We start from the raw sequence: 11722 nt of genomic DNA, 5'->3' as shown, positions 1-11722 counted from the left end.
ATTTCAAAAAAATTGAACTAGTTTAAGTTCAAAAATGATCGCCTCTCCAAGATTGCGTAAACAATCTCAAAGAAGCACAACCACCTTCGTTCTCAAACAGAGGTCACTACCAAATTGTCAAAGATCATTGTGGTGCTTTCACACCGGCAAAAGCGATTTGCTTTTGTCCCTGGGAGCAATGTTGCCCCCTTGGGAAGAGATAAATACTACCAGAACCATCTGGGGTGTCAACGGGCAGGAGCGTTTCGGCGAAGGAAATTTGCAAATCGTGTGTTTTACTCGGGAAAATACGGGGAAAGAATCTTTTGATAGTCTTTGGTTTCCTCGTCGTTTGTTCTGGTTTCGATGAGAAATCCCTCGCTCTTGGCTGGTGATTAACGTTCGTGGAAGTCGCTTTTTGTCTCGAACATGTCAGTGGATGGGTTCTGACGATCATTTCGATTCCCATAATCAAGGAAGTGTCGGGGTTCGCGAATCTCAGAGAACCTGTAGGTATGGACCGAGCGATAAGCTTTATTTGAATAGGCAATGGCAGCTTATGGGCTGAAAAGCTATTTCAGAGGAAGAGTTTCATGCAGAAGGCAATCGTCGTCATCGTGGCAATGCTCAGCTTTGCCGCCCCGGTCTTGTTAACGGTGGCCTCTTATTCATCTGGTGGGTTTACTCCGGCCGATGATGTGAAACCTCGCGATCTGTCTGGGAAGATCTTGTTCTTTTCGGCGAGTTGGTGTCCCGCCTGCCGTCACGCTGAACCGGCCTACCAAGAACTGCGAAATGCCGGCTACCCGATCCGAAAAGTCGACGTCGATTCGAATTCTTCATTGGCCCAGAAATACGGCATTCGTTCGATTCCACAGTTTGTCTACGTTGTCGATGGCAACGAGAAACGCCGGGTGAGCGGTTCGGCGTCTGCCTCTCGTTTGAAACGAATGTATCAAGGTGGATGGTAGCTGTAACCTACTTCACTTGCATGGCTTAGGGGAATGCGGCGAAGTCTTTCTAAAGAGCGTTATAGCTGTTCAGAAGACAGCGTAACGGTTATCTCCTTCGCATCTCTCGAATTGAAGTGAACGACGAGAGACTCCTTACTCAGACTAGTTCGGACGAAACAAATTCGCCGGTTACATGTTGTAAGAGGGGCCCCCGCATGCGTTTCCATGGGATATGCCGTAGGCGAATGTGCTTGAGCTACTGGAGAGCACAGGGGAAGGGATGGGGGGGCTAGGTTCTGCGTAAGTTTATACGTCTATCGAATTGCGATCATCCTCCTGGGGTTCTATGCTGACTGGAGTGCATCTCAAGTCGTTCGTTCTCATCAGTTCCCTGGGATGAAATTTCATGCGTGCCCTGTTTCCTATCATGCTTCTGTTTTTGCTTATCCTTGGCTGTTCAGCACAGTCAGGAACGCCATCTCCGCACGACCGCGACCAGCAAGGCTCCGCAAATTCGGCGGAAGAGGCCACGTCGACAATTGATCAATTCATTGCCGCACTGGATAGCGATGACGGTCAGGACTTTGCCGTCAAGACTTCGATCGATGACGACGGACGCACAGAGAGCTTCTGGGTGACTGGTGTAACTTTCGATAGTGGCCAGTTCACAGGAACCGTGGAAGGCGATGCAGCCCTAGTCTCCAGCATTCAAACTGGTCAGGCGTGGACGGTCTCTGAAGGGGACGTCCTTGACTGGAAGTATCTACGTAACGGCAAAATCTACGGCAACTATTCCGAACCAGCGCAGAATGGGTCGTCCCCATAAGAATCGTTTTGGCAAGGGCGATTGCCACTTTTGCAGACGCACTTTGGACGGTCGTTTCTCACTTATTGGCTTCTCCAGGATTACTGCTTCGATGAATGCTTCCGCTGTTAAACCGAAATCTTCACGACGAAACTTTCTGGGACTTGCCGCAGCTGCGTCCATGATTCCACTTAGCCAGGTCTGTCAGGCTCAAGAGGCCAAGCCGAATGATGAAAGCGGCGCTCGGAAGACCTCGCCGATCGTCCTTTCGACGTACTCTCTGTGGCGATTTCGCAATGATGAGTTTCGTGATTTCCACAAGTGCATCGACCTTGCGGACGAGTACGGTTTCGATGGCGTTGAACTGCTGCTTTATCAACTGCAGCAAAATGAAATGCTGAGTCACTCGAAAATGATGTCGTACAAACGCCATGCTTTGCGGCTCGGGCAGCCGTTGGTTGGGCTCTCGACGCATCAAGGCTTCGTGACGCCGGACCGCGAAAAGCGAAAAGAAAATATCGATCGAACGATTGGTCAAATCGAGATTGCCTACCAATTCGGCATTCCTGTCATGCGAGTAAATACGGGCACCTGGGGAACGTCGGCCAACTTTGACGAATTGATGGCCAACCGCGGGATTGAATCGCCGTTAAAGGGATACACGGATGAAGACGCTTTTCCGTGGGTGATTGAATCCTTGGAGAAGTGCCTGCCAACAGCCGAGAAGTGCGGTGTTGTTCTGGCGTTAGAGAATCACTGGGGCTTAGGGCTGACGCCGGAGGGTATCTTGAGAATCGTTAACGCGATCGATTCCCCCTGGCTGCAAATATGCACCGATACAGGAAACTTCCTGGACGATCCTTATGACCGTCTGGAGAAGATCGCCCCTCAAACGATCTTCGTTCAAGCAAAAACGTACTACGGAGGAGGGCAGTGGTACACACTAGACCTCGACTACAACCGCATCGGAGAGATCCTGCGTAAGCATAACTATCGAGGCTATATTTCCCTCGAGTTCGAAGGCATGGAAGACTATCAAACGGCAATACCACAAAGTCTAGCATTGCTGCGCAAGGCGTTTGCTCGAGCCTAGCTGCTTCGTAGGGTGGGAACGACTCATATCACCTTGTCGTCGTTTGTCTGCGTGCCTAATCCCCGGTTTGCTTCGCCTTATTGCGGTACTCGTTAGGGGTTTGCCCTACTTCGCGGCGGAAGAAGTTGACGAAGTTCGCAGGCTCTGGAAAACCGCAAAGCTCGGCTACTTTTGTGACACTATGGTCAGAAGTGACCAGGATTTGCTTCGCTTGTTGAACTCGCATGGCCCGGATCTTCTTGCCAGGGGTGATGCCGTACTCTTGTTGGAAACGGCGATTGAGCGTGTTTCGAGAAACGCCCAGCCGCCGAGCAAGTTCGTCGACGTTGATGCCCTGACATGCTTCGCGTTCGATAATACGATTCACCTGGGCGACAACAGCGTCTTTCACTAACTCAAATCGAAACGTATCGCGTTCGATGAATTCAAGACGCACCTGCTGCACCTGAGGGAATTCCGCCTGGGGTGACTCTAGTCGCTGCCGAACCATCTGGAAAGCTTGCCGACCTATCATTTGGCCGTGAATTTCAATCGAAGAGATCGCCGGTGAAGCAACCCGTGAGATGGTGAAGTTGCCAAAGCCCATGACGGCCACATCCTGAGGAATGCGCAAGTTCAGGTCTCGGGCAACGCGGCATACCAGCGCCGCGAGATAGTCGTCGTCGCAATAAATGGCTGACGGGTGGGGGAGGTTTTCCAGGAATTTAATGATCTCGGCTTCACGAGTCGGCTTAAACATTCGCTGACGTTCTTCGCTAGGAATTCCCGGGGCAACGAAGAACTGGGTTGTGATGTTGTTCTCATTAAGGCGCTCAATCAGACGGTCGAGCCAAACGGTCTTGAAGGGGTCGTTGCCAAGATTGTGGGAAACGATGGCCGCGTGTTCTCTTCCCAAGGAAGCAAACTTCTCCACCAGATCGTCCTGCAGCTTTTCCCAGTCGAACGCTACCGAAGGAACCCCCTGGCGTATCCAGTTGCTTCCGCAATTAACCACCGGAATGCCCATTTGCAGTAGACGTTTGGCCCAAGAAGACTCGTTATAAGCCCAGATAATTGCGCCGTCGAATTCGATCTCGGTGAAATCGTAATCGAATTCTGGCTGAGAATCGTCGTAGGGCCATTCTAAGAGCGTGATATGCGGATGCTCGCCCGCACTCATGGCCGCTCCGGCGGTAATTCGAGCCGACTGCTCGTGCCCATGAGGCAGAAACAAGGCAATCGTTTTCGTTACGAGATTCGTGTGATCAATCATCCCTAGTTGCCCCGAGGCAGGTTTTTCCCGCGTGCAACAAATTGAAAATCTCAATAAACGGAATTAGCAATGATTCATATATCTAAACAATACACAATAATTCTCAGTAATCCACTCCATCATGCACCGTGGGCACTAAAGAAGTTGGCTACCAAAACGAGTTTCATTTTGGGATGTCCGACCTCTTTGAGGGCCAGAAATCATCTATTCATTACGATCATGGAGTGGCTACTATATGTCAATGACGAGAAAGAGGGGGTTTACCCTCGTGGAACTCTTGGTGGTGATCGCCATCATAGGTGTGCTAATAGCATTGCTTTTACCGGCCGTACAGCAGGCTCGGGAGGCCGCAAGACGCTCTCAATGTTCGAATAATTTCAAGCAATTAGGCTTGGCTCTCCACAATTACCACGACACCAACGAAGCTTTTCCATCTCGTGCCCAAGGTGGGGGCGGCTGCGATTCCTGGTATGGCGGGGTCAGTGCATTTGTTCCGCTAACGCCGTATCTAGAGCAAAATGCCGTTTATGAACTGTGGGCACCTCGCCTCAGTGGCAACGGCGACTGTTACATCAATACCGAGTTTGAAGGATCTCGGGCTCAAATTCCAGGTCTGCTCTGTCCTTCGGATAACGATCTCAGAACTCATCGCGAATTAGGACTAACCAACTACGCTACGGTCGTTTCCGATCACTGGATGGAGACCACCGGTTCGCAAGGGGAAGATAAACAGCCACGGGGGATGTTCGGTTGGAATTCTTTCTTCAACATCGCGGACTTGAAGGATGGATCGAGCAACACAATTGCGATAGCTGAGATTATTCGCCTGGCATCAGAAGGGGCTCGGGGGGATACCGCAATTATCAATTTCTCGAAGCCTAGTGACTGTTCGGCAAGCACTGTCTGGCTGGGGAATAAATTCGCCGATGGTTTGACGTTTCAGCCGTTGGTCGACAAGCACGGCTATAGTTGGCACCCCGGCAATATAATCTACACCGGTGTGACCACGATTATTCCTCCCAATGGCCCTTCATGTGCCCGGGAACAAAACTTCTGGACAGAAGCCATGATGACATCGAACAGTCGTCATCCTGGCGGGGTTCAGGTTGTCTTTGCAGATGGATCGGCTCAGTTCATCAACGAAACGATTGATGCGGGCAATCAGGACGCAACACCCAATTGGAATGGCGAATCAGCCTACGGTGTGTGGGGTGCGTTGGGGACTCGTTCCGGAGGGGAAATTCATGATTTCTAGATCACGTTCCCTATCGGTCCTCAGCGTTTTGGTGCTGGTTGTAGCCGGCTGCAGCATGTCTAGCAGGTTTCCTTCCGATGCTGGAAAAGCTGGTGACGATGGGACAGGTATGTTGAAGGCGTTTCTGACTCAGATTGCCGATCCGAATTCACCTATGCCAGAGATGTTTGGCGCGGAACCGGCTTTCGAGAGTGCGCTACGAAGCTCGCCCGATAAAGTCACTCCGCTTCGACCTCTCTATCTCAAACTAAAATCCGCCAGCGGCAATACGCAGCGTCGTAAGGTCGCGGAAGAAATGCTGCAGAAGCTTTCTGAGTCGAGCACTGGCTAAGACTGCCGGATTCGCAGGCGCAGAGAAACGCTCTTCGATCGTCGCATCGCGTGACCGTCGAATTGATCTATCTATTTTCGTTGCCAGCTATTCTCAATAGACCATAACGAACAAGGAAATAATCATGATCTCGAAGCGGTACTCAGGTTTTACCCTAGTCGAACTTTTGGTTGTCATTGCCATTATTGGCGTGTTGATTGCACTTCTTTTGCCGGCTGTTCAGCAAGCCCGTGAGGCCGCACGCCGCATGGAATGTAAGAACAACATGAAGCAAATTGGCTTGGCGATGCACAACTATCACGACTCGTTGGGCTCATTCCCGCCCGGAGCGATCTCTACAACCCCGATCGCAGACAACAACCTTGGAAATAGCGGGAGTTGGAGTGCGGATATGTCGCGGGCTCCGTGGACCGTATTGATTCTGCCCTATGTGGAAGAGTCCGCTCTGCACGATTCGTTTGACTTCGGTAAGACGTTTGCGTGGGCATTCAACCAGAACCTTTCCGTTCACGGTGCTTCCAGCTACGACACGCCGACGAACGACAATCACATTTACCAGGCCAAATCGATGCCGAAGTATATCTGTCCATCTTTTACCACTGGTCGGTTTCCAACGCTGAGCTACCACGCCGTATGCGGAGGAGGGCCAACGCCCACCGATCAGGATCAGTACAACGGACACAACGGTTACAGCGGTCGCGTTTACTTCAATAACGGGGTGTTCTGGAGAAACTCTAAGACACGTTTCGCAGACATTACCGATGGAACCACCAACGTGCTTATCCTGGGGGAAACAATCTACTCTATGAAGGGAAACACCTGTTGCGAAATGACCACGTGGGCTTCGGGATATCGTCACTCAGCCAATGATCCGCTGCTTGTTGGTACCTCTGCGGCCGTTCTTCAAATCAACAGTGGTCCGGATGTCAATGGAAACCAGGTGAATACGTTTAACTATGTGACATCGACCTTCGGTAGCGAGCACCCCGGTGGAGCGCAGTTTGTACTTGGAGATGGGTCGGTCCAGTTTCTCAGTGAAGTAATCGACATCAATGCGTATCGCCAATTAGCCGTTCGGGGAGATGGGCTTCCGATCGGCGGACCGCAGCTTTAAGGATGCCTGGCTGCAAGTGATATTCAGTGCGAAAGGTGTGACATGCGGTATTTGATTGTGATAGCTCTATGCTTAAGCGGATGTGCCGAATCTCCTTCGGATGGGCCGTCGAGATATCAGATTTCAGGCGAAGTTCTTTTGGATGGAAAGCCCGTGGTGGTGGGGACTATTCAATTCGAGCCGGACGCGTCAAAAGGGAATAAAGGCCCGATGACGATCGCAGAAATTCATGAAGGACGCTACGAAACGGACTACGGAAAAGGGGTCGTGGGGGGGCCGCAGAAGATTCTCATCGAGGCCTTCGATGGTAACGGAGAACCTGGAACCTCGTTAATGCTGGGACGTCCCATCCCCGGTGGGCCGTTCCGTACGCAAGCGGACATCCCTAAGGAAAATGGGAGCTTCGATATCAGCGTTCAATCGTAAGCAGAAGAGTCCTGAGAAAACTAGGGGCGGGCGATCGATACTAAGGGATCGATCGTCCGCCCCTATCTCGTTTGCAGGGGTGGAAAATGTTGCAATCGCAGCAATCTGGAAAAGTACTATTCAAAGTGGAACAAATTGAAAATGGGAAAAATATGAATTAGCAATGAATTTTGATGCGTGTGTTGTCACAATAAGTCTCAATCTAACCACCACTCCTTCATGCATCCGGTGGGCAAGACGATTCACACGCATTGGAAGCAACGACTCCCCCAGTCGTTTTCTGTTGGATAGCGTTGAGTTCGACATGCTCGATATTTCTTCTTCGATACTTCCTACATTGGAAAGAGACATGTCTAGAACCAAGGCAAAAGGATTTACGTTAGTCGAGCTATTGGTGGTGATCGCCATTATTGGGGTGCTGGTCTCGCTGCTGCTTCCCGCGGTGCAACAAGCTCGAGAGGCCGCTCGACGTATTCAATGCACCAACCACCTGAAGCAACTCGGGCTGGCGATGCATAACTATCACGATACGTTTCAGAGTTTTCCGGTTGGCCAGTTTAACGGTCAGCAAGAAGAAGACACCTCTCAAAATCCCAATCGTTCGACCTGGTTTATTGCTTTGCTTCCCTTTGTGGAGCAATCAGCAATGTATGACACGGTAAAGCCGAGCATGGGGACATCCTCAGCAAATACATGGGATGCCAATGTACGTAATACGGTTGTCTCTGGTTTTGTTTGCCCGTCTGATCCGTGGGGCGGCAAAGTTGGTGTCGACGGATTCCAGGGGAATTACCTGGCCAACGCTACACACGAGGTCATGGGACGTTGGAACTCGAAAGAGGCGTCGATGATGAGTGGGCTCTTCTTTGCCGGTTCGCACATCAATTTGAAGGACATCCTTGATGGTACGAGCAATACGCTAATGTTCGGCGAAATCCGTCAGAGCCCGCAAGAGAATTGCACGATTGGCAATTATTGGAACGGATGGGCGATGGAATCGATGTTCTGCACTGTCTTCGGTGTGAATTCGCCGGCTTTCGACTTCGTGCCCTCCGGAGCAATGGCAGATAATGCCTGGAGATTGACGCAAGAGATACCCGTGAGTCCTGGGGCAATGACTGCCTATCCATTACGAAGTGCTCACCCCGGCGGCGCGATGGTTACGCGTGCCGATGGGTCTGTATCTTTCCTTCCAGAGACGATCAACACGGCCAATCTGCAGAATCTCTCCAATCGTGCGGACGGCAACGTGATTACCTCCTTCTAGGTAATAAAGCATACTAGGTTTGCCAAAACGGCAGGCGAATACGCCTGCCGTTTTGGTGGACTCTGCTTCATCGCGCGCAAATGTTCTTGGGGCAAAATAGTCAGTGAAGACTACGCCAAATAGTAATTCGATTTTTCATTCATACCGCGAAATATTCGCAAGGATTGAACCCATGAATTCAAGCAGCTTGGTAGGGCGATGCGGAATCGTCTTTTTAGTCGTTGGTGCCATGATGACATTCGGGTGCTCGAGCGAACCATTGAAATTCACCATCAACGGGCAGGTCACTCTCGATGGAGTTCCCGTTCATGATGGGAGCGTGATTTTCTCCCCATCGGACGGAAGCAATTTGGTGGCTACGGGCAAAGTGATTGATGGAAATTACGAGTTGGAATGTATCCCGGGCGAAAAGAACGTAAAGATCGCCGGCTTCACATCAGAGAATAAGGTCATTCCTTGGACCTACGTCACCGATCCCACGGGATTATCGGCTTCTGTGAACGAAGACGCACAGGTCAACTTCGAGCTGTCAAGCAAGATGAAGCGGCGTCGGTAGTTCTTCTCGATTGGACGAGCCTCGTTGCTTTTCACATTCATAACGATCGATTTCGAAAATTCGATAATATGGCGAAATACAACCTTATCGCGGGGGCACTGTTCGGAATGGTGCTCGTAATTGGCGGTCCCATTGGGGAGCCTTATGCAAAGATTAAATTCAGCGACGCCCTGAAAGAGAAAGCCGTCATGGTTCCAGGTCCGCTGCAAGCTAATGGGACGCCAGGGCAACCGGTAATGGAAATTAGCAACGTCGACCGGCAGGAAAGCGCAGAACGCTGGCAGCGGTACCAAGATGGTCTGCGATATATAGCCATTCATGCTCTCGCGTTAGCGGTTTTAGGCCTTTCTGCCACTGCCGGCTGGGGGCAGATTATGGGAGGCATTGGCTTTACCGGCGGGACCCTGCTGTTTGGATGCGGAACGGCTATAGCTGCTTTAGTGGACGCGCCGACTTTTGCGATCTTTGCGTCTGTGGGCGCGATGTTTTTATTGCTTGGCTGGCTTGGGCTGCTCGTAAGTGCGATTTCAAGCAGTCCGTTGGCCAAGACTGCAGAGGTTTAGTAGATCTGCCAGACTAGGTTCTGCTTCCTGAATAATGGATGCCGTAAACTATTCCACGGTCACACTCTTGGCCAAATTCCGCGGCTTGTCGACATCACAGCCACGCAAGAGGGCAATGTGATACGCAATAAATTGCAGCGGAATTATCGAGACGATCGGCTGTAGGAACTCTTCCACCGTCGGAATGCGAATCACGTCGTCGGCGTAGTTGTCGATCTCGTGATCGTCTTCGCTGGCGATGGCAATCACCGGGCCGCCGCGAGCTTTGATCTCTTGCAAGTTGCTCATTACTTTATCGTAAACGACCCCCTGCGGCATGATGAACACGCTGGGGGTATTCTCGTCGACCAAAGCAATCGGTCCGTGTTTGAGTTCCGCGGCTGGGTACCCTTCCGCGTGGATATAGCTGATTTCTTTCAGCTTGAGCGCCCCTTCCAGGGCCGTGGGGAAATTGAAATAGCGGCCTAAGTACAAGAAGTTATTGGCGGCCTGATATTTTTCAGCGACCTTTCGGGCCTGATCTTGGGTGGTCAAAGCTTTGCGAATCACATCCGGAAGGGCCTGTAATGCGCGGATGATGCGGTAACCCTGGTCAAAGCTCAGGTGATTGAGTCGGCCGAAGTAAAGCCCGAGCATCGCTAGAACAACGAGTTGGGACGTATAGGCTTTGGTCGAAGCCACGCCGACTTCCGGGCCTGCGTGCAGATAGATCCCACCGTCAGATTCTTGGGCGATGCTGCTGCCCACTACGTTGCAAATGGCCAGCGTTGGATGGCCTTTGCGTTTCATTTCTCGCAGGGCGGCAAGCGTATCGGCTGTCTCGCCACTTTGGGTAATGCCAAATACCAACGTGCGACGCGGTACCGGTGGATTGCGATAGCGAAGTTCCGAAGCATATTCCACTTCCACGGGAATTCTGGCCAGCTCTTCAATGAGGTATTCCCCAACCATTGCCGAGTGCCAACTGGTTCCACATGCGGTAAGAAGAATTCGATCAACTCCGCGTAGCTCTTGGGACGATAGGTTCAGTCCTCCGAACACGGCCGTCGCGTTGTCGAGATTCAAGCGACCCCGCATGGCGTTTTCAATCGACTGCGGCTGCTCGAAGATTTCCTTAAGCATGTAGTGCTCGAAGTCGCCGAGTTCGACATCTCCGGATGCGATCTCGAGCTTCTCGACGCTGTGTGTGATTTCGCCCAGATCTCGGTGAGCGATCTGCAGAGAGTCGGCTTTGATAATCGCGAGTTGATGATCGGTCAGGTAGACGATCTTATCGGTAAAGCCCACCAGGGGAGAGGCATCACTGGCCAGAAAGTGGGCGTCTTCCGATACGCCGATCACAAGAGGACTGCCCAGTCGTGCGGCGATAATTAGGTCGGGGCGACTTCGGAAGAGGATACCAACACCGTAAGTCCCGCGAAGTTTGGCCAGGACTTTCTGGACCAACCCCACGAGGGCCTCATCGGTGGCGGCTTGGCCTGGTGGGATCGAAAGTTGCTTGAAGCCATCTTCGAGCATGAAAACGATCACTTCTGTGTCGGTTTCGCTTTTGAACTGATATCCCTTTTGTTGCAATTGATTCTTGAGCGACGCATAGTTTTCGATAACCCCATTATGAACCACAACGATTTCGCCATGCGGCCCGGCATGAGGATGGGCATTGGTTTGTGTGGCGGGACCATGCGTGGCCCAGCGGGTATGACCGATGCCGGTGGTTCCTACTGGCATCTCTTCAGCCAGTCGGTTGGCAAGAGAATCGATCCGGCCAGCCGTTTTCACGATGTGAATATGGGAATTACGATCTACCGACGCAATGCCTGCACTATCGTATCCGCGGTACTCCAGACGCCGCAGTCCTTCCAACAGGAAGTCTGCTGCTCGGTGATCTCCGACGTATCCGACAATGCCACACATGGCCCGTTTCCCTTCGGCTTGGTGAGATAAATTCGTCAATGCTATCGCCGGAAAGCATAGCAAAGTCGAGGGGTAATACGAAGATCGATTGAAGTTGGCGGCGGGAACTGCCCTTCATCTTTTCAGGCCAAACCGCTTATGCTGAAGAAACGTTCGCGTGCCGATCACGCAACATACATCTATAGAATGGATTCGACCGATGGCCATGGAACGT

At 51.6% G+C, this 11722-nt stretch carries 12 protein-coding genes; 10 read left to right on the top strand and 2 right to left on the bottom strand.

Going from position 1 to position 11722, the window contains the following annotated elements; translation table 11 throughout:
* The first annotated feature begins 572 nt into the window (after positions 1 to 572).
* The 3 genes from HOV93_RS14245 (at position 573) to HOV93_RS14235 (ending at position 2830) form a co-directional block, all read left to right on the top strand.
* Positions 573 to 950, top strand: coding sequence for a thioredoxin family protein (locus tag HOV93_RS14245; RefSeq protein ID WP_207397168.1), 378 nt, complete (start codon positions 573 to 575; stop codon positions 948 to 950).
* A 388-nt stretch (positions 951 to 1338) separates the two neighbouring features.
* On the top strand, positions 1339 to 1758 hold the full coding sequence (locus HOV93_RS14240; protein ID WP_207397167.1) for a DUF2314 domain-containing protein: 420 nt from the start codon (positions 1339 to 1341) through the stop codon (positions 1756 to 1758).
* A gap of 91 nt (positions 1759 to 1849) precedes the next feature.
* On the top strand, positions 1850 to 2830 hold the full coding sequence (locus HOV93_RS14235) for a sugar phosphate isomerase/epimerase family protein (RefSeq protein WP_207397166.1): 981 nt from the start codon (positions 1850 to 1852) through the stop codon (positions 2828 to 2830).
* 55 nt (positions 2831 to 2885) lie between these two features.
* Here HOV93_RS14235 and HOV93_RS14230 read toward each other — a convergent pair whose 3' ends face one another.
* The gene (locus tag HOV93_RS14230) at positions 2886 to 4082 is read right to left on the bottom strand and encodes a helix-turn-helix domain-containing protein (protein WP_207397165.1); all 1197 of its coding nucleotides are present in this window, start codon (positions 4080 to 4082) and stop codon (positions 2886 to 2888) included.
* Between the two features lie 235 nt (positions 4083 to 4317).
* Here HOV93_RS14230 and HOV93_RS14225 point away from each other — a divergent pair, with 235 nt between their 5' ends.
* The 7 genes from HOV93_RS14225 to HOV93_RS14195 all read left to right on the top strand — a co-directional run bounded on the left by HOV93_RS14225 (position 4318) and on the right by HOV93_RS14195 (position 9594).
* Positions 4318 to 5337, top strand: a complete 1020-nt coding sequence (locus HOV93_RS14225) for a DUF1559 domain-containing protein (protein WP_315853412.1) — start codon at positions 4318 to 4320, stop codon at positions 5335 to 5337.
* Positions 5327 to 5668, top strand: a complete 342-nt coding sequence (locus HOV93_RS14220; protein WP_207397164.1) for a hypothetical protein — start codon at positions 5327 to 5329, stop codon at positions 5666 to 5668. Before HOV93_RS14225 ends, HOV93_RS14220 begins: the two co-directional genes overlap by 11 nt.
* A gap of 124 nt (positions 5669 to 5792) precedes the next feature.
* Entirely contained in the window at positions 5793 to 6782 is a 990-nt protein-coding gene (locus HOV93_RS14215; RefSeq protein WP_207397163.1) for a DUF1559 domain-containing protein, read from the top strand.
* A 210-nt stretch (positions 6783 to 6992) separates the two neighbouring features.
* On the top strand, positions 6993 to 7208 hold the full coding sequence (locus HOV93_RS14210) for a hypothetical protein (protein ID WP_207397162.1): 216 nt from the start codon (positions 6993 to 6995) through the stop codon (positions 7206 to 7208).
* Positions 7209 to 7557: 349 nt separating this feature from the next.
* Positions 7558 to 8475 carry a DUF1559 family PulG-like putative transporter gene (locus tag HOV93_RS14205; RefSeq protein ID WP_207397161.1) on the top strand — a complete coding sequence of 306 codons (918 nt, stop codon included), beginning with the start codon at positions 7558 to 7560 and terminating at the stop codon, positions 8473 to 8475.
* A gap of 172 nt (positions 8476 to 8647) precedes the next feature.
* Positions 8648 to 9031, top strand: coding sequence for a hypothetical protein (locus tag HOV93_RS14200; protein WP_207397160.1), 384 nt, complete (start codon positions 8648 to 8650; stop codon positions 9029 to 9031).
* A 68-nt stretch (positions 9032 to 9099) separates the two neighbouring features.
* Positions 9100 to 9594 (top strand): DUF423 domain-containing protein, encoded by a 495-nt coding sequence (locus HOV93_RS14195; RefSeq protein ID WP_207397159.1) that lies wholly within the window; start codon positions 9100 to 9102, stop codon positions 9592 to 9594.
* A 48-nt stretch (positions 9595 to 9642) separates the two neighbouring features.
* On the opposite strand, the gene glmS is transcribed toward HOV93_RS14195, so the two are convergent.
* Positions 9643 to 11508: a glutamine--fructose-6-phosphate transaminase (isomerizing) gene (glmS, locus tag HOV93_RS14190; RefSeq protein ID WP_207397158.1), complete on the bottom strand. Its 1866-nt coding sequence runs from the start codon at positions 11506 to 11508 to the stop codon at positions 9643 to 9645.
* Between the last annotated feature and the right edge of the window lie 214 nt (positions 11509 to 11722).

The organism is Bremerella alba (assembly GCF_013618625.1).
GTDB lineage: Bacteria > Planctomycetota > Planctomycetia > Pirellulales > Pirellulaceae > Bremerella > Bremerella alba.
The sequence above is the reverse complement of the archived record's forward strand: the minus strand, read 5'-3'. Positions and strand labels throughout refer to the sequence as shown.